The following is an 18,476-nucleotide window of genomic DNA, read 5'->3' on the forward strand; positions in this document are numbered from 1 at the left end:
ATATAAAAACAGGGCCTGTGCCCTGTTTTTTTATTGGAGGAAGTCATGAACAGCTTACTTATTGCGGTCGCGCTCACCAATAGCATTGCCTTCAATGTGACCCATCAAGGGGAAATGTACACCATTACGCCTCAGGTCACTATGTCAGAGCCGTGCCAGTGCCGGGTGAGTATCCAGACGATGCGTGAAGGACAGGGTGGAACCAGCAACATTCAGCAGAGTAAAACGTTAAGTTTGCCCGCTAATCAGCCCATTGATCTCTCGCGGATGCAGTTAAATATCACCCAGAACGACACGGTAAAAGTGGTTGTCACGCTCACGGATGGACAGGCCCTGCATCTTTCGGCGCAATGGCCGAACGCAGAAAGGACGTAGCAACGGCATAATTTTAAGGGATTGAGTGGCGCTAAGCCGCAGTGGTGATTACTTTTACGTTAAGGGTTTGCAGTGTCGTGCTGTTGACTACGCACGGTGAGGGGCAGCGTGCGCATTACTCTCTCAGGGATGATAACATTCCTCGGAGCTACGCGATGAAAACCTTAACTAAACAGCTGTGTGCCCTTGCCTGTCTGTCGTCGGCACTGCTCACTGGCACCGCCACCGTAACAACCTCTCAGGCACAGGGTGGCGTCATTCATTTTGTCGGGTCGATTGTCGAAGATCCTTGCAACATTTCTACCGGTTCTCAGCATATTTCCATGAGCTGCCATCGTGCAGGGCAGGTACAAACTTCCGCTATTTCTTTCCAGCAGGCCGCTACGGGACAAGTCGTGAATAACGAGGCGGCAACTGTTAGCATGCGCTACATTAACCCTCAGAAAACACTCGGTGTCGTCACCATCGCTTATCGTTAACCTCTTTACGGATAAACGCTTTCTCCTGCTTTTGACTAAACTTGAACTCAAGTGAACGTTCGGCAGGAGAAATTTATGAACGCGCGGATCCAAATCCTTCAGGCCGATATCACTCTCCTCGATGTCGATGTTATCGTCAACGCCGCCAATCCGTCGTTACTGGGCGGAGGGGGTGTGGATGGGGCCATTCACCGGGCTGCAGGCCCGGCATTACTGGAAGCGTGCAAAAAAGTGCGCCAGCAGCAAGGAGAGTGTCCCGCTGGTCACGCGGTGATAACCGAGGCCGGTAATCTAAACGCCAAAGCGGTTATCCACGCCGTTGGGCCAGTGTGGCGTGGTGGCGAACAGCACGAGGCAGCGTTGCTGGAGGACGCTTACCGCAACAGTCTGCAGCTGGCGGAAGCCAATGGCTATCGTACCCTTGCTTTTCCCACTATCAGTACCGGCGTTTACGGTTATCCTAAAGCCGCTGCGGCAGCGATTGCGTTTACGACCGTGGATCGCTGGCTTGCCAGCCACGCGTTACCTGAACAGGTAACTTTCGTTTGCTTTGATGAGGACAGTGCACATTTATATGCACGATTACTTAGCCAGCAGGGAAACTGACACCCGCCTGCACCAGGCGCTGGCTTCTTCAGAGAACGCCTCGGCAACAGTCTGTGGGATCCACACGCTTGAAGACAGTCTTGAAGCTTTTGCGGCGCGCTATCAGCTCGCTGCCCTGGCAGATCGCACCCTCGATGTGCAGTACTATATTTGGGAAGACGACGTCTCCGGGCGATTGCTGTTTCAGGCATTGATGGACGCCGCAGACCGGGGCGTGAAGGTGCGATTATTACTGGATGACAACAATACCAGCGGGCTGGACGACACGCTCAAAATACTGGATGCCCATCCCAATATCGACGTGCGGCTGTTCAATCCGTTTTCATTTCGTACTCTGCGGATGCTGGGTTATCTGACAGATTTCGCGCGCCTCAACCGCCGGATGCATAACAAAAGTTTTAGTGCGGACTGTCTGGCGACCATCATCGGTGGACGCAACGTGGGTGATGCCTATTTCGGTATCGGTGAAGAACCGCTGTTTACCGATCTCGACGTGCTGGCGACAGGGCATGTCGTCGCAGAAGTGGAACGGGATTTCGAGCGGTACTGGCAGTGTGAATCAGTGAAAACTCTAAAACAGGTGCTTCCGGTGGACAACACGGTAAGGGTAACGTCATCTTTGCCGGGGTTTTCCGACGAACAGCAGATTGCCGCTGAGCGCTATCTGGAAAAACTGACGACAACCGAAATCGCCCGACGCATGTCGCAGGGGGATTTATCCTTTATCCACGCGGAAACCAAACTGCTCAGCGACGATCCGCGCAAAGGGGAGGGGAGAGCCGCCCCGCGCAGTTTGCTGCCTGAACGATTACGCCGCGCAATGGGTACGCCAGAATCAAATATCGATATTATCTCTTCTTATTTTGTGCCGGGCCGCGCGGGCGTGGCGCAAATTCTACAGCTGGTGCGTAAAGGGGTGAAAGTCGCAATTCTGACGAACTCTCTGGCGGCGAATGATGTGGCGGTGGTTCACGCGGGGTATGCGCGCTGGCGTAAAAAGTTGCTTCGTCACGGCGTCGAACTTTACGAGCTAAAACCTACGCAACATCCTCGGCCAGGCATCCGCGATCGCGGTTTGACCGGTAACTCCGGCTCCAGCCTGCACGCCAAAACGTTCAGTATTGATGGCAAAAAAGTATTTATAGGCTCGTTTAATTTCGACCCGCGTTCGGCGCTGCTCAATACCGAAATGGGGCTGGTTATCGATAGCGAGCACCTTGCCCAGCGTATTCACCATCGTTTTCTGAAAAGTCAACGCGACGCCGCCTGGAAGCTCAAGCTAACGCGTTGGGGAAAAATTCACTGGATAGACAGGGAAAACGGGCAGGAAACCGAACTGCGCAAAGAGCCGCAGGCCAAAATCTGGCAGCGTATTTTAGTGCTGATAGCGTATGTGTTGCCGGTGGAGTGGTTGTTGTAATCGGGCCGCACAGAGGGCGGCCCGTTTTATTACTGTGCGGAAGGCTGAACTTTATTCGGCGGCGTCTGCGGTTTGCCTGAGAACAGGAAGCGCAGCAGCGGAATGCGAAGGTGAATTTCGTACAGGATAATTGCAATCCCAACCACGAACACCAGACCGGTGATAAAGCCGACCAGGTTGGAATGGATGTACGGGGTGATCCACGCGCCGTACAACAGGGTCAGCGGATGGTGTACCAGATAAATAAACAGCGAGGCGTTGACGAAATAGGTCACGCGGCTGGATTTGAAATTCAACATCCGGTGGCCAAATGCAAACACCACGTTCACCATCCACAGACCTAACACCATCGTGATTACGTACTCGGTTTCATACATCCAGGCCTCGCCAGAGCCGTATTGCTGGTTCAGACGATAGGCGATAAAGCCGAGAGCCGCGCCGACCATGCACCACGGTGAAGGGGTAGTGAACACATCTTTGAGGCGTGGATTCACGAACGCCTGCGCGCCAAGAATAAAGAACGGCAGATAGAACAGGGTCTGCATCACCACAAAATTAAAAATACCGTCGCTGAGTATCGGGGGGTACACGATGAACAGCGTCCGGCGGATAATGGCGTACACAATGCCCAGTGCAAGGAACAGCCCGGTCAGTTGGCCCATGTTGACATTACTGAAGAACGCCAGAATCGAGGCCTGCTGACGCTTTTTAATCCAATGGAACAGCGCCAGCCCGAGCGTCGTTAGCACCACCAGAACCAACAGGAACCACAGGTGAGACACCAGTTCCCACGCCAGGGTGTTGAATTTTTGATAGCCGGTCAACGTATGCCAGGTTGCCGATTTTCCCTCAACGTGCTGAAGCATTAAAAATTGCGGCAGCGTCAGCAGGGGAATGGCGGTCAACATCGGGATGCCGACGCGCTCCACGCGTACCGTCCACCATTTCTTCATCGGATAGCGCAAAAACAGCATGTACGAGAAATAGCCGGAAATGACGAAAAAGACCTGCATACGGAAGGAGTGCACAAAATCGTTGAACAGCGTCAGCCACCACGAAGGTTCAGCACTGTTGACGTGCCAGGTGTGGCTGGAATAAATCAGGGAAATATGGAAAGGGATACCCAACAGCATCAGCCAGGCGCGGATGGAGTCGAGGAAATATTCGCGTTGCGGTGGTGTATTATTCATAAAGTTAATGAAATCTCAGACTAATCGTCTTATCGGTCAGTACGAAAACAGTTAGATTCGAGCAACCCTACACGAAGTCCGGGAACCTGTCTTTAGGAGTAGCACGCAAAGTGCATCCCGGTGTGGAACGTTGCTTATTCCATAGGCCATTGAGCCGAACAAAATGGGGATTATGTTGTCGGATTGCTTGAGTTTCCATTAAAATGGATCGGATCGATTTAAGCACACAAAGGGGGAAGTGCTTACTACTTATGAAAAATAAACCACAGATGATGAAACTGCGTTGGATAGGCGCAGCCATAATGTTGTCCCTGTGTACTTCATCTGCATGGGCGTTCAGTATTGATGATGTAGCGAAGGAAGCGAAATCGCTAGCCGGCAAGGGCTATGAAGCGCCAAAAAGTAACCTGCCCTCCGTTTTCCGCGACATGAAATACGCGGATTATCAGCAAATTCAGTTCAATCACGACAAAGCTTACTGGAGCAAGGTCAAGACTCCGTTCAAGCTTGAGTTCTACCATCAGGGGATGTATTTCGACACGCCAGTCGCGATTAATGAAGTGACGGCCACGTCGGTGAAGAAAATCAAATACAGCCCGGATTACTTCAATTTTGGCAATGTCCAGCATGATAAAGACACCGTCAAGGATCTGGGTTTTGCCGGGTTTAAAGTGCTGTATCCGATCAACAGCAAAGATAAAAACGACGAAATCGTCAGCATGCTCGGAGCCAGCTATTTCCGTGTTTTAGGCCAGGGTCAAACCTATGGCTTGTCTGCCCGCGGCCTTGCTATTGATACGGCTTTGCCATCTGGCGAAGAGTTCCCGCGTTTTCGTGAGTTCTGGATTGAGCGTCCAAAAGCGAGCGACAAACGTCTGACTATTTATGCATTACTGGATTCCCCACGTGCGACCGGTGCCTATCGCTTTGTGGTGATGCCTGGCCGCGATACCGTGGTTGATGTGCAGTCTAAAGTTTACCTGCGCGATAAAGTGGGCAAACTGGGCGTGGCACCACTGACCAGCATGTTCCTGTTTGGGCCGAATCAGCCATCTCCAACCACCAACTTCCGTCCTGAACTCCACGACTCTAACGGTCTGTCGATTCATGCAGGTAACGGAGAGTGGATCTGGCGTCCTCTGAATAACCCGAAACACCTGGCAGTCAGCAGTTACGCGACCGAAAATCCGCAAGGCTTTGGTCTGTTGCAGCGTGGCCGTCAGTTCTCACGTTATGAAGATCTTGACGATCGTTATGACCTGCGCCCAAGCGCGTGGATAACCCCGAAAGGCGATTGGGGCAAAGGGAAGGTCGAGTTGGTGGAAATTCCAACCAATGACGAAACCAACGATAACATCGTCGCTTACTGGACGCCGGATCAGCTGCCGGAACCAGGTAAAGAGATGAACTTCAAATACACCATCACTTTCAGCCGTGACGAAGACAAACTGCACGCCCCGGATAGCGCGTATGTCATGCAGACGCGTCGTTCAACGGGGGATGTGAAGCAGTCGAACCTCATTCGTCAGCCGGATGGCACTATCGCGTTTGTCGTCGACTACACTGGCGCGGACATGAAAAAGTTGCCGCAGGATACGCCGGTTACTGCCCAGACCAGTATTGGTGACAACGGGGAAATCGTGGACAGCAATGTTCGCTATAACCCGATGACTAAAGGCTGGCGTCTGACGATGCGTGTGAAAGTCAAAGATGTGAAGAAAACGACTGACATGCGTGCGGCCCTGGTCAATGGCGATCAGACGCTGAGTGAAACCTGGAGCTATCAGCTACCTGCCAATGAATAAGATAAACGAATACATCGATGCAATGCCCCTCTCTGATACTGAGAAGGCGGCATTGCCGACCACTGATTTTCGTGCTCTGCATCAGGCGCTGGATACCGAACAGACCCCGATTGCGCGTGAAGATGATTCATCGCTGGGTTCGGTAAAAGTACGTCTTGAGCAGGCGTGGCCGGATTCGCTGGCTGAAGGGCAGTTAATCAAAGACGCGGAAGGACGTACACAGCTTGAGGCCATGCCAAAAGCGACACGGTCTTCAATGTTCCCGGATCCGTGGCGCACTAACCCGATTGGTCGCTTCTGGGACAAAATGCTGGGCCGTGAGGTTCAGCCGCGTTATTTGTCGCGTCTGACTCAGGAAGAGCGTGAGCGTGAAGACAAGTGGCGTACTGCCGGGACTATCCGTCGTTACATCCTGTTGTTGCTGACGCTGGCGCAAACCGTCGTCGCGACCTGGTACATGAAAACCATTCTGCCGTATCAGGGCTGGGCGCTGGTCAACCCGCTGGATATGCGTGGTCAGGACCTGTGGGTTTCCTTTATGCAGCTGCTGCCGTACGTGCTGCAAACGGGGATCCTTATTCTGTTCGCCATTCTGTTCTGTTGGGTATCTGCCGGGTTCTGGACCGCGCTGATGGGCTTCCTGCAATTGCTAATGGGTCGCGATAAATACAGTATTTCAGCGTCAACCGTCGGTGACGAAGCGCTGAATCCTGAGCATCGCACCGCGCTTATCATGCCTATCTGTAACGAAGATGTAGACCGCGTATTCGCGGGCCTGCGTGCGACCTGGGAATCGGTGAAAGCGACCGGTAACCACAAGCATTTCGACGTTTACGTGCTGAGCGACAGTTATGATCCTGATATCTGCATGCGTGAGCAGAAAGCGTGGATGGAGCTGATTGCGGAAGTCGGGGGCGAAGGACAGATTTTCTACCGTCGTCGTCGTCGTCGTGTGAAGCGTAAAAGCGGTAACATCGATGATTTCTGCCGTCGTTGGGGTAGCCAGTACAGCTACATGGTGGTGCTGGATGCAGACTCCGTGATGACTGGTGACTGTCTGTGTGGTCTGGTGCGTCTGATGGAAGCGAATCCGAACGCCGGGATCATCCAGTCCTCACCAAAAGCCTCCGGCATGGACACGCTTTACGCGCGTTGCCAGCAGTTTGCGACCCGTGTTTACGGCCCGCTGTTTACTGCCGGTCTGCACTTCTGGCAGCTGGGTGAATCTCACTACTGGGGTCATAACGCCATCATTCGCGTCAAGCCATTCATCGAGCACTGTGCACTGGCACCGCTGCCGGGTGAAGGTTCGTTCGCCGGTTCTATCCTCTCCCACGACTTCGTGGAAGCGGCGCTGATGCGTCGAGCAGGGTGGGGCGTGTGGATTGCCTATGACTTGCCGGGTTCTTATGAAGAGCTACCGCCGAATCTGCTGGATGAACTGAAACGTGACCGTCGCTGGTGTCACGGGAACCTGATGAACTTCCGTCTGTTCCTCGTGAAAGGCATGCACCCGGTACACCGTGCGGTGTTCCTGACTGGCGTGATGTCGTACCTGTCAGCGCCGCTGTGGTTTAGTTTCCTTGCGTTGTCGACGGCGCTACAGGTGGTTCATGCGCTCACCGAGCCGCAGTACTTCTTGCAGCCGCGTCAGCTGTTCCCGGTCTGGCCGCAGTGGCGTCCGGAACTGGCAATCGCACTGTTCGCATCAACCATGGTGCTGCTGTTCCTGCCTAAGCTGCTGAGTATCATCCTTATCTGGTGCAAAGGGTCGAAAGAGTTTGGTGGTTTCTGCCGCGTGACCCTTTCCCTGTTGCTGGAAGTGTTGTTCTCGGTACTGCTGGCGCCGGTTCGTATGCTGTTCCACACCGTGTTTGTGGTCAGCGCGTTCCTTGGCTGGGAAGTGGTATGGAACTCACCACAACGTGATGATGACTCAACCCCCTGGGGTGAAGCCTTCATGCGTCACGGTTCTCAGTTGCTGCTGGGTCTGGTGTGGGCTGTGGGTATGGCGTGGCTGGACTTACGTTTTCTGTTCTGGCTGGCACCGATTGTCTTCTCGCTGATCCTGTCGCCATTTGTGTCGGTGATTTCCAGCCGTTCAACCATCGGTCTGCGTACCAAACGCTGGAAACTGTTCCTTATTCCGGAAGAGTATTCCCCGCCGCAGGTTTTGCAGGACACCGACAAGTACGTGGTGCTGAACCGCACCCGTTCGCTGGACGATGGCTTTATGCACGCGGTGTTTAACCCGTCATTTAACGCCCTGGCGACAGCGATGGCGACCGCGCGTCACCGTGACAGTAAAGTGCAGGAAATTGCCCGCGACCGTCACGTTGAGCAGGCGCTGAACGAAACGCCGGACAAACTGAACCGCGACCGCCGCCTGGTACTGCTGAGCGATCCGGTGACCATGTCACGCATGCACTATCGCGTGTGGTCTTCCCCGGAGAGATACACTTCGTGGGTGAACCATTACGCGGAAATCACGCTAAATCCACGGGCAATTAAAGCGAAGTAACTTCCGCTGGAACGTGTTTGAAAATAAAATACCGGTCGATTGACCGGTATTTTTTTAATGAGGTTTTGATGAACAGAAACGCGGTGAGGATCCTGGTGGTGTGCCTGATGGCGCTCATGCTGAGCGGCTGCGGCAGCATTATCAGCCGGACCATACCGGGCCAGGGGCACGGAAATCAGTACTATCCTGGCGTGCAGTGGGACGTCAGAGATTCCGCATGGCGTTACATTACCATCCTCGATCTGCCGTTCTCGCTGGTCTTTGATACGTTGCTGTTACCCATAGACGCGAATCATGGCCCTTACGAGTAACTAGCGCTCATCCCACTCGTCGGCTGCCGTCTGGCCCTCTTCGGTGTCCAGAGGCGGTTCGAGCTGAAATTCGCCCTCATCCCACTCGTGGAGTGTATTTTCTTCAATCCACTCCTGCGTCAGTTCAATTTCGTCGAAATCGCCGTCAAAGACGCTCTGCGCACCTTCTCCGCTTACCATCGGCAGGCATTCGCCTTCTTCACCTTCAGTGGCAAAGAATTCGGCCTGCCACATAATATCGCCATCCTGCAGGATGTATTTCTGTAAGTTGAGCTGCTGAACACTGAGTTCGGCTTCTCCGGGGTTAGGGCTGCTGGCAACGAACTCTTCGCGAGCCGCATCAATAGCTTCGTCGAGCGTGGCGTACATAGTCATCTCATTCTCCCTGCGGTTTGACGTGGTTTTCAGGAAAAGAATAGACGAAGTTTCGGTTAAGCAAGAACGTCAGATGAAAAATCATTCAGATGGATTATTCAATGGCCGGACGATCGTCCTTTTTATTCTCGGCAGAAGGGGTTGAGACTGGGCGTGTACGGCGCATACTCAGGCCCGTGTAGATAGCGTTGAACATGACCACGCTCGCGGTCACCAGGAACACTGTGCGAAAACCGTAGCTCGCTGAGACCGAGGCGCCAATCAGTGGTCCAGTGACGTTGCCGATATCGCGAAAAGACTGGTTATAGCTGAAAATGCGCCCGGCAATTTGGTTGGTGGAGTTGTACACCAGCAGCGTCTGAACGGCGGGCAGCAGCGCACCGTCGGCGGCGCCGAGCAGGAAGCGCAGCAGGCCAAGCTGCCAGGGGGTCTGCACAAACGACATCGGAATTAACAGCAGAACAGAGATGATCAGCGCCGCAATCAGGATTTTTTCCGGCCCGATTCTGTCACCCAGTTTGCCCAGACGAGGGGCGCTGATCAGCGCGGCAACGCCTGGCACTGAGGCAATCATCCCGCTGATAAACGCGATATTACTGACGTTACCCGCCAGCTCCCGTACATACAGCGTCAAAATCGGGGCGATGGAGCCGGTCGCCACCTGGATAATCATGGTAGTGATAAACAGGCTGAGTACCAGTTTCGGGCTTTTCAGCGAGGAAAGAACGTCTCTGGCGTGCAGCATCTCTTTTTTCGGCACCGGCTCGAACTGCTCGCGGATAAGTAAAAGTGTCAGCAGGAAACACAAAAACAGCACGCTGGCAGTCATAAAGAACACCGGACGCAGGCCGTAGGTGTCTGCCATCAGGCCGCCCGCTAAAGGGCCAAGTAGCGCACCGCTCACCGCCCCGGTGGAAAGTGTCCCAAGCGCCCAGCCGCTTTTATGGCGAGGGATTTGCGTGGCGATCAGCGCATTGGCGTTCGGCACAAAGCCGCCGAGAAGACCCAACAGCGCGCGCAGAACCAGAAACTGCCAGATATTCTGCGCGAAGCCCATCAGCACCATCACAATCGCCATGCCGAGCGCAGAGCGTAGCAGCATAATTTTTCGACCTTTACGGTCTGCCAGCCCACCCCAAAACGGCGAGGCGATAGCGGAAAACAGAAAGGTGATGCTGAATACCAGTCCGGACCACATGTTTAGCGCGCTGTGTCCGGTGACGCCGAGTCGTTCGACGTACAGCGGCAGGAAAGGCATGACCAGACTAAAGGCCGCGCCAGTGAGAAAGCAGCCGATCCAGGCGATGGTGAGATTCCGTTTCCAGCTTATGGGGGCATCTGAGGAAAGCATAGGGTTCCGCGTAATGACGCTAGGGTCGTTCAAAATGAAGTGATAAGCAGGCTAATTATGCGCTTGCTAAATCATGACTGCAATCAACGACGACGAAACCGGAAAAGAAAAAAGCAGGCCGGGTAACCGCAGAGCCACCCGGCAGGTAAGGGTCAGTAGCGGGAAGGGGTGCCTTCCGGGCGTGTTTTGAAACGGCGATGCAGCCACATGTACTGCTCGGGCGCCATCAAAATGCATTGTTCAATCACTTTGTTCATCCACGCAGCGGTGGTTTCGGCATCGTCCAGCGGCGGGGCGCACTCTGGCTCGAGGATCACCAACTCATAGCCTTTACCCCCCGGCTTTCGGCGCGGCACGAAAGGCACAATGCAGGCCTTCGACATGCGCGTCAGGGTGTAAGTCCCGGAAGTGGTTGCCGCTTTGTCGACGCCGAACAGCGGCACAAACACGCTGCCCTGAGGGCCGTAGTCGTGATCGGGTGCGTACCAAATGACTTCACCTTTTTTAAGGGCACGGATCATGCCTTTTAAATCTTTGCGATCGAGCATGTCTTTATTGGAGCGCATCCGTCCCCTGGTCTGCACCAGATCGATAACCGGATTATCATTTGGGCGATAAACGCCAATCCCTGGAGACGCGTGCAGGCCAAACATGCGGGCGCCGATTTCTAGCGTCAGGAAGTGGATACCGATAAGCAGAATGCCTTTTTTCTCGGCCTCCAGCGCCCGGATATGTTCCACTCCGATAGCGTCGCTCCAGCGAGCCATTCGTTTGTCGGACCAGAACCACGCCATGCCAGTTTCCATCAAACCCATGCCCACGGATTCAAAGTTTTTGACTACCCAGTCGTGACGCGTTTTTTCGTCCATATTGGGAAAGCACAGTTCGAGATTGCGATAGGCAATATGGGAGCGTCGTTTCATTAGACGCAGCGAAAGACGGCCCAGGGAAGTACCGAGACGGTAGAGGATCGGATAAGGAAGCTGAACCAGTAGCCACAACAGGCCGACGCCCAGCCAGGTTAACCAGTAACGCGGGTGAAGGAGCGCGGCGGAAAATTTAGGTAAATGCGTCATCTCAGTCCTGTTCTTTCGAGCAATTGATTCTATTATCGCACTTTTTCGGGCTTCGCCCAAATGACTCCAGGCGGAACGTCTGTTATTGCAGCAAATGTAGTGAGTGTATCTGTTTGAGGTGAGAAAGATGTAGCGCAAAATGTGTGGATGTAAATTCGCAGCACATGCTATATGATGCGGGCCGCGAATTTTCTCATAAACGAATGCAGGAACCACACCATGCCAGTGTTGCATAACCGCATCTCGAATGAGCAATTGAAGGCGCAGATGATGGCTGAAACCGAGCCGCGCACGACAATCTCATTCTATAAATACTTCACCATTACCGATCCAAAGGCGACCCGTGATGCGCTGTACCAGGCGTTCACCGGACTCAGCGTGTTTGGCCGCGTCTATCTCGCCCATGAAGGGATTAACGCGCAAATCAGCGTGCCGGAGAGCAAAGTCGACGCTTTCCGTGAGTTGCTGTACGGTTTTGATCCGGCATTCAACAATCTGCGCCTGAATATTGCTCTGGATGACGACGGTAAATCATTCTGGGTACTGCGCATGAAAGTGCGTGACCGCATCGTCGCTGACGGCATCGATGACCCGTCATTTGACGCCAGTGACGTGGGTGAATACCTGAAAGCAGCCGAAGTGAATGCGATGCTCGACGATCCCGATGCGGTGTTTATCGACATGCGTAACCACTACGAATACGAAGTGGGCCATTTCCAAAACGCACTGGAAATCCCGGCTGACACCTTCCGCGACCAGCTGCCAAAAGCGGTTGAAATGATGGAAGAGTACCGCGACAAGAAAATTGTCATGTACTGTACCGGCGGGATCCGCTGCGAAAAAGCCAGTGCGTTTATGAAGCACAAAGGCTTCAATAAGGTCTGGCACATTGAGGGCGGGATCATTGAATACGCTCGCCGCGCCCGTGAGCAGGGTCTGCCGGTGCGTTTTATTGGTAAGAACTTCGTGTTCGACGAACGCATGGGCGAGCGCATTTCAGACGACGTGATCGCACATTGTCACCAGTGCGGTACGGCGTGCGACAGCCACACTAATTGTCTGAATGACGGCTGTCACCTGCTGTTCATTCAGTGCCCGACGTGCGCGGAGAAATTCCGCGGTTGTTGCAGCGAGATGTGCAAAGAAGAGAGTGTTCTGCCGGAAGAAGAGCAGCGTCGACTGCGGGCAGGGCGTGAAAACGGCAACAAGATTTTCAATAAATCGCGTGGTCAGCTGAATACGCGGCTGGGTATTCCTGACCCTGACTGAGTGATTGCTGACAGCAATTTTCTGATAGCCCGGTAAGCGTAATGCTACCGGGCTTTTTTACGCCTGTTACTGTGCGAAACGCGCGAGGCTAAATGGCGTTAGATCGAACGCTGGCGTTTTGCCTTGAGCAAAATCAGCGGCAATCTCGCCCAGCACCGAGGTGAACTTAAAGCCGTGTCCGCTCAGACCAGAAATCACCAGCGTGTTGTCATGACCGGGCTGGGTGTCGATGATGAAGTCTTCGTCCGGCGAATTATCGTAGGTGCAGGCCGCGCCGTGCAGGCAGCAGCCAATCCCAGGTAGCACGTTACGCAGGAAATTAAAGGCTTCAGAGCCATCCGTTGCCACTGCGCCAAACGGTTTACGTTGTTCAGGTGAATCAATAACTTGTCCCCCGTTGTGCTTACCGATTTTGAGTTCGTTGTCTTCAGCCGGGAAACCGTAATACTGGTCACCGTTAGGCAGCTCGCCGGTAAACGCCGGGAAGTTGTTTTTGCGGCTGTAACGCCCATCGGCCTGGTACCAGGCAAACACTTTACGCACCGGTTGAATCGGCAGTTCTGGCAGAAGCCTGGTGACCCAGGTTCCGGCGCTCACCAACAGACGTTTGGCGGTGTAACTGCCATCGGTGGTTTCAACGGTGACGCCATCCGCGTGATGCGAAACGGCGGTGACAGGGCAATTGAACAGCTGAGCACAACCGGCTTCACGGGCCAGTTCTACCCAGGCTTTGACCGCCAACTCACTGCGCAATACGCCGGAAGCTGGTTCAAACAGCCCGATGTAATCCTCCGGCACGCGGATCTCCGGCCAGCGTGCCATCAGCGCCTGGCTGTCCAGCCGCTCAACGTTCAGACCGAACTGATGGGCGCTCTGCTCAACGTTGGCGAGGAACGGAGAATGAGCCGGCCCCAGGTTGATGACGCCGGTTTTCTCAAAAATCTCTTCACCGCTCAGCGTGGCAAGTTCATCCCACAGGGTTTGTGCGCGAAGAACCAGCGGCACATATTTTTCACCCTCGCCGTAGGCATGGCGAATCAGACGCGTATCGCCGTGGTGGCTGCCTTCGTTATGCGGTGGCAGATGGGCGTCGGTCATCAGAACCGACAGCCCTGCGCGGGAAGCGTAATAACCGGCGGCGGCACCGACAGAGCCACTGCCGATAATTATTAAGTCGTAGTTCATGCGTGTCTCATCTCTGTTCGTTATTAGCAGGGTAATTAATCTGATAATGCGTGACAAGCCAGAAATAATTAAGGCACCCGATGGGTGCCTGTTACGTAAATTTTTGGCATCAAGCGCTAATGCCTTCGATACTCGTTTTCCTGGAAATCGCCGGATTCAATTTTGGCGATGCCCGCTTCTAAAATAGAAATAAACTGGCGGGCTACATCGGTCGTTAACCATAGCGTTTGACCGATTTCTGCTTCGTTGTGACTCGATAGTGTGGGGTTCTGGTAGTGCAGGCGCAGCATCAGCGCGTCATAGCTGTCTACGGTGCTGATGTCCCATCCGACGAGGGGATGGGTCTGGATGACTTCATTATTCTTTTCCATCATAACCCCTTATTAACGTGTTTAAAGACAACGGTTCGAGGTTCAATGCGTGTTTTCTGAAGCATACTAATTATATCAACAACTATGAAAATATTCGAACTTTCGGGTAAATGGCAACATTTTTTTCTGGTTCAATCGTTTTTTTGAACAATAAAGCGACAGTTAGTTCGTTATTTTTTAAAAGAATAGTGATGCAATAAGAAAAGGGTTAAAAAAAGCACAAAATGAAATTAAAAAAGCCGGGGCGACCCGGCAAAAAATTACATAATGGTGGAGCGTTTTTTAATCGAATCAGGCAGGGTTAAACCAGTCATCCGCGCTTTCCCAGGTTTCCTGAAGAATTTCGCTAATGCGGTCTTTGTCTTCTTTAGCGCCGCCGAGAACGGAAAGATTATTACCCGCAGCATAGCGCACGCTGACTTGTCCGTTCTGGTCTGGGAATTGATCGAGAATACGACGGGAAAGCTCGCTGGTGAGCGCATCAATAGCGCCTGCGGGCAGGACAGTAGTTCTGGCGATGGTCACTTCAATACGCATAATTTGTCCCCTGTTGAATATACTGGATATTTATACAGTGAGTTTGCAAAACTTACAACAGGGGACAATCACTTTTTTAGCGCTTAATGCTCCAGTTTACGGTTTCACCGGCGAGGAAAGGGATCAGTGTGTCGTCGGTCAGGGCGATACTGTCGACAACCTGGCTCTCTTTGCGCTCCAGTTCGATGAAGCTTTCATTGACCGGCAGGCCGTAGAAACGTGGGCCGTTCAGCGAGCAGAAGCCTTCGAAGTGTTGTAAGGCGTTCATTTCGTCGAACACCGTGGCATAACTGCCAAGCGCCGTTGGCGCGTTGAAGCAGCCTGCACAACCGCAACTGGCTTCTTTGCGATGACGCGCATGTGGGGCGGAGTCGGTGCCGAGGAACGCGCGCTCAAAGCCGCTGGCAACCAGTTCACGCAGCGCCTGCTGGTGAATATTGCGTTTGAGGATAGGCAGGCAGTACAGATGAGGGCGCACGCCGCCAACCAGCATGTGGTTGCGGTTAAACATCAGATGCTGTGGGGTAATGGTGGCGGCCAGCAGTTCGTTACCCTCGCGCACGTATTCAGCGGCATCTTTGGTGGTGATATGTTCAAACACCACTTTCAGACCCGGCAGACGCTGGCGCATCGGCTCCATCACCGTTTCGATAAAGCGTGCTTCACGGTCAAAAATGTCGATCTCAGCGTGGGTAACTTCGCCGTGGACCAGCAGCGGCATGCCCAGCTTTTGCATACGTTCCAGTACCGGCATGATCGTATCAATGCTGGTGACGCCGTGGCTGGAGTTGGTGGTCGCATTCGCCGGATACAGTTTGGCGGCGGTAAACACGCCTTCATTGAATCCGCGTTCCAGCTCGTTTGGATCAAGGGTGTCGGTCAAATAGCAGGTCATCAGCGGGGTAAAGTCATGGCCCGCAGGCACGGCATCAAGAATGCGCTGGCGGTAGCTGATGGCGGCATCAACGGTGGTCACCGGTGGCACCAGGTTTGGCATCACAATCGCCCGGCCATACACTTCACTGGTGTAAGGCACGACGGTTTTCAGCATATCGCCATTGCGCAGATGGATATGCCAGTCGTCGGGACGGCGGATTTTCAGTAGCTGGGATTGTGCTGTCATGGAAGGCTCCGGCTTGTTGAGAAGGGCTATTTTTGCCGGGCACTAAGATTAAACGTAAACGTTTTCCTTTGCACTCCTTTCCGTAAAAAAAAACGGGCGCTATTTGCGCCCGCATCCAAATCATTAGCCGATTCGATTAGTCCGTCAGTGGAATGACAATCTCGCCCGGTTTCACTTCAATGCCTTTCGCGTATTTTTTCGCCAGCGCCTCGCCTTGGCTTGCGTCTTCACGCAGGACGTAGGCCGGCTGCTTGTTGAAGTAGCTACGCAGGGACTGGTTCAGATACGGCATCATGGTTTGCACCACCGACTGCATCTTCTCAGGCTCAACTTTCGCATCGACCACTTCCATTTCCTGCAGGAAGATGGCGCCTTTTTCTTTATTAAAGACCGGTAGCGCTTTCAGCTTGAGGTTAATCGTTGCTTTCTGATTACCAAACAGCGAGCTCATATCGAGATTTGCGACGCCGGTGAGCGTGATTTTATTCGGTTCTTCGCGGCCAATGGCGCTGGAGAGGTTAGTCAGCACAATGTGTGCGTCAGCCACGCCCGGCAGGCCAATATCTTTCGAGAAATTGTTTCGCTTTTGCAGCGCCTGATTAATTTCTTGCTCACTCACGGTGTACTGCGTGAGCTGGTTACAGCCTACCAGCAGGACGCTCGCAATAAATGCGGCGACTATAAACAACTTTTTCATGGGTTTCCTTAACATGTTGCTTTTGACTCATCCTGACACAAAGCAGCATGCCCTGTCAGCCTAATGCGCACCAGCAGAATCCGCTGAATTGTTACCACACATAACTTCAGGCGCCGGGTGCGACCATCCCGGTTGAGCGCTTTGCCCGCATCGAACAGCCAGCCGCCACCTGCGTAACCGAGCACCGCCAAAATGCCTAAACCTTGCTGAACGAGCTGGCGCAGCCCAAGGGCAATGCCAACCAGCATGTTATCGACAAGCATGAAATATTTTCCCAGGCGGGGAGCCTGTGAAATGCGCGAGGACATTTCCCTTCCAGGGGAATGAAACGGAGAGAGGTTCCTACTTCTACCGTCATAACGCTGATTTTCAGGGGCTGCGGGCAACAATATTTTTTTATCAAAAGACTATTTTGATAGAGTTTATTTATCGAAAAGCGGAAGTGCCTCAGAAAAACGTATGTCGCTGTTTTCACAAGGTGGCGACAGGCAGGTATAGTGAAGGTAATGGCGGTTTGAAGGAGTGGGGGAAGATGTTTGGCTATCGTAGTAACGTGCCGAAAGTGCGCTTAACAACAGACCGTCTTGTGGTGCGTCTGGTCCATGACCGCGACGCCTGGCGGCTCGCCGATTATTACGCGGAAAATAAAACGTTCCTGAAACCCTGGGAACCGATCCGTGACGACAGCCATTGCTATCCTTCAGGCTGGCAAGCGCGCTTGTCGATGATCAGCGAGTTTCACAAACAGGGTTCCGCGTTTTACTTTGTGTTGCTTGACCCGGAAGAAAAAGAAATCGTCGGTGTGGCCAATTTTTCCAACGTGGTGCGCGGATCGTTTCATGCCTGTTATCTGGGCTATTCGATTGGCGAAAAATGGCAGGGACAGGGGCTGATGTACGAAGCGCTGACGTCCGCCATTCGCTACATGCAGCGCACCCAGCATATACACCGCATTATGGCCAACTATATGCCGCACAATCAGCGTAGCGGCGCGCTACTGGCCAAGCTCGGATTTGAAAAAGAAGGATTCGCCAAAGACTATCTGTTGATTGACGGGGAGTGGCGGGACCACGTTCTGACGGCGCTCACCACACGCGAGTGGACGGCGGGTCGATAAGGAGAAATCATGAAGTATCAGTTAACGGTGCTTGAAGCACGTGTGATTGGCTGCCTGCTGGAAAAGCAGGTCACCACGCCGGAGCAGTATCCGTTGTCGGTCAACGCCGTAACCCTGGCCTGTAATCAGAAAAGTAACCGCGAACCGGTGATGACGCTCAGCGAAAATGAGGTTCAGGATTTACTCGATCAGCTGGTAAAGCGGCATTATCTCCGCACCGTCAGCGGGTTTGGCAACCGGGTGACCAAATATGAACAGCGATTCTGCAATTCCGAATTTGGCGATTTGAAGCTAAGTACCGCGGAAGTGGCGCTGGTAACTACGCTGCTGCTGCGCGGCGCGCAGACGCCGGGCGAACTGCGCAGTCGCGGCCAGCGGATGCATGAATTTGCGGACATGGCCGAAGTCGAAAACGCGCTGGAAAATCTGAGCAATCGTGAAGACGGGCCGTTTGTAGCGCGTTTACCGCGCGAACCAGGCAAGCGCGAGCAGCGTTTTATGCATCTGTTTAACGGTGATGTTGAACATGCCGCTGTCACCGCTGTCACCGCTGAGACCGACATGCCGGAGACCAACAGCCTGGTGGCGCGCGTAGACGCGCTGGAGAGCGAAGTTGAAGAGCTCAAGCAGCGTCTCGATTCCTTACTGGCACATCTGGGAGATTAAGC

Annotated in this window: 19 protein-coding genes and 1 pseudogene; 10 read left to right on the plus strand and 10 right to left on the minus strand. The window is 53.4% G+C overall.

Translation table 11 applies throughout. From position 1 onward, the window contains the following. Positions 1–45 precede the first annotated feature (45 nt). The 4 genes from csgC (at position 46) to MUU46_RS19550 (ending at position 2,880) form a co-directional block, all read left to right on the plus strand. Positions 46–375: a curli assembly chaperone CsgC gene (csgC, locus tag MUU46_RS19535; RefSeq protein ID WP_258966408.1), complete on the plus strand. Its 330-nt coding sequence runs from the start codon at positions 46–48 to the stop codon at positions 373–375. Between the two features lie 155 nt (positions 376–530). After that, positions 531–854, plus strand: a complete 324-nt coding sequence (locus tag MUU46_RS19540) for a YmdA family protein (protein WP_258966409.1) — start codon at positions 531–533, stop codon at positions 852–854. Between the two features lie 75 nt (positions 855–929). Next, positions 930–1,460: an O-acetyl-ADP-ribose deacetylase gene (gene ymdB / locus MUU46_RS19545; RefSeq protein ID WP_159761351.1), complete on the plus strand. Its 531-nt coding sequence runs from the start codon at positions 930–932 to the stop codon at positions 1,458–1,460. After that, the gene (locus tag MUU46_RS19550; RefSeq protein WP_258966822.1) at positions 1,408–2,880 is read left to right on the plus strand and encodes a phospholipase D family protein; all 1,473 of its coding nucleotides are present in this window, start codon (positions 1,408–1,410) and stop codon (positions 2,878–2,880) included. The genes ymdB and MUU46_RS19550 overlap by 53 nt, the downstream gene beginning before the upstream one ends. Before the next feature lie 29 nt (positions 2,881–2,909). Here the strand turns inward: MUU46_RS19550 and mdoC are convergent, their stop codons facing one another. Beyond that, entirely contained in the window at positions 2,910–4,070 is a 1,161-nt protein-coding gene (mdoC, locus tag MUU46_RS19555) for a glucans biosynthesis protein MdoC (protein ID WP_159761352.1), read from the minus strand. 251 nt (positions 4,071–4,321) lie between these two features. On the opposite strand from mdoC, the gene mdoG reads away from it, so the two are divergent. From mdoG to MUU46_RS19570, 3 genes are all read left to right on the plus strand, one after another. After that, complete coding sequence (gene mdoG, locus MUU46_RS19560; RefSeq protein WP_185153784.1) at positions 4,322–5,875, plus strand: glucans biosynthesis protein MdoG; 1,554 nt, start codon at positions 4,322–4,324, stop codon at positions 5,873–5,875. Continuing rightward, positions 5,868–8,396 (plus strand): glucans biosynthesis glucosyltransferase MdoH, encoded by a 2,529-nt coding sequence (gene mdoH, locus MUU46_RS19565; protein ID WP_258966410.1) that lies wholly within the window; start codon positions 5,868–5,870, stop codon positions 8,394–8,396. The genes mdoG and mdoH overlap by 8 nt, the downstream gene beginning before the upstream one ends. Positions 8,397–8,479: 83 nt before the next feature. Then, complete coding sequence (locus tag MUU46_RS19570; protein ID WP_258966823.1) at positions 8,480–8,707, plus strand: YceK/YidQ family lipoprotein; 228 nt, start codon at positions 8,480–8,482, stop codon at positions 8,705–8,707. On the opposite strand, the gene MUU46_RS19575 is transcribed toward MUU46_RS19570, so the two are convergent. The 3 genes from MUU46_RS19575 to MUU46_RS19585 form a co-directional block, all read right to left on the minus strand. Next, positions 8,708–9,082 (minus strand): MysB family protein, encoded by a 375-nt coding sequence (locus tag MUU46_RS19575; protein WP_258966411.1) that lies wholly within the window; start codon positions 9,080–9,082, stop codon positions 8,708–8,710. 94 nt (positions 9,083–9,176) lie between these two features. Next, a complete protein-coding gene (mdtG, locus tag MUU46_RS19580) occupies positions 9,177–10,433 on the minus strand; it encodes a multidrug efflux MFS transporter MdtG (RefSeq protein WP_159761355.1) in 1,257 nt (418 codons plus the stop codon). A gap of 152 nt (positions 10,434–10,585) precedes the next feature. After that, complete coding sequence (locus MUU46_RS19585) at positions 10,586–11,509, minus strand: Kdo(2)-lipid IV(A) acyltransferase (RefSeq protein ID WP_258966412.1); 924 nt, start codon at positions 11,507–11,509, stop codon at positions 10,586–10,588. Between the two features lie 219 nt (positions 11,510–11,728). Between MUU46_RS19585 and trhO the strand changes: the two genes are divergently transcribed. Beyond that, positions 11,729–12,778, plus strand: a complete 1,050-nt coding sequence (gene trhO, locus MUU46_RS19590; RefSeq protein WP_258966413.1) for an oxygen-dependent tRNA uridine(34) hydroxylase TrhO — start codon at positions 11,729–11,731, stop codon at positions 12,776–12,778. A 66-nt stretch (positions 12,779–12,844) separates the two neighbouring features. Here trhO and solA read toward each other — a convergent pair whose 3' ends face one another. The 6 genes and pseudogenes from solA to MUU46_RS19620 form a co-directional block, all read right to left on the minus strand. Beyond that, positions 12,845–13,963 carry an N-methyl-L-tryptophan oxidase gene (gene solA / locus MUU46_RS19595; RefSeq protein WP_258966414.1) on the minus strand — a complete coding sequence of 373 codons (1,119 nt, stop codon included), beginning with the start codon at positions 13,961–13,963 and terminating at the stop codon, positions 12,845–12,847. A gap of 116 nt (positions 13,964–14,079) precedes the next feature. Next, the gene (gene bssS, locus MUU46_RS19600; RefSeq protein ID WP_097161273.1) at positions 14,080–14,334 is read right to left on the minus strand and encodes a biofilm formation regulator BssS; all 255 of its coding nucleotides are present in this window, start codon (positions 14,332–14,334) and stop codon (positions 14,080–14,082) included. A 291-nt stretch (positions 14,335–14,625) separates the two neighbouring features. Beyond that, positions 14,626–14,871, minus strand: coding sequence for a DNA damage-inducible protein I (dinI, locus tag MUU46_RS19605; protein WP_159761359.1), 246 nt, complete (start codon positions 14,869–14,871; stop codon positions 14,626–14,628). Between the two features lie 76 nt (positions 14,872–14,947). Beyond that, positions 14,948–15,994 (minus strand): dihydroorotase, encoded by a 1,047-nt coding sequence (gene pyrC, locus MUU46_RS19610; RefSeq protein WP_258966415.1) that lies wholly within the window; start codon positions 15,992–15,994, stop codon positions 14,948–14,950. A gap of 136 nt (positions 15,995–16,130) precedes the next feature. After that, positions 16,131–16,691: a lipoprotein gene (locus MUU46_RS19615; RefSeq protein WP_258966416.1), complete on the minus strand. Its 561-nt coding sequence runs from the start codon at positions 16,689–16,691 to the stop codon at positions 16,131–16,133. A 191-nt stretch (positions 16,692–16,882) separates the two neighbouring features. Then, positions 16,883–16,999, minus strand: a pseudogene (locus MUU46_RS19620) (hypothetical protein); the annotation flags it as partial. Positions 17,000–17,223: 224 nt separating this feature from the next. Here MUU46_RS19620 and rimJ point away from each other — a divergent pair. Continuing rightward, complete coding sequence (gene rimJ, locus MUU46_RS19625) at positions 17,224–17,808, plus strand: ribosomal protein S5-alanine N-acetyltransferase (protein WP_258966417.1); 585 nt, start codon at positions 17,224–17,226, stop codon at positions 17,806–17,808. A 9-nt stretch (positions 17,809–17,817) separates the two neighbouring features. Beyond that, positions 17,818–18,474 (plus strand): YceH family protein, encoded by a 657-nt coding sequence (locus tag MUU46_RS19630; RefSeq protein ID WP_258966418.1) that lies wholly within the window; start codon positions 17,818–17,820, stop codon positions 18,472–18,474. Positions 18,475–18,476 lie beyond the last annotated feature (2 nt).

This window comes from Scandinavium tedordense (assembly GCF_024764965.1).
In the GTDB taxonomy this organism is placed as follows: Bacteria; Pseudomonadota; Gammaproteobacteria; order Enterobacterales; family Enterobacteriaceae; genus Scandinavium; species Scandinavium tedordense.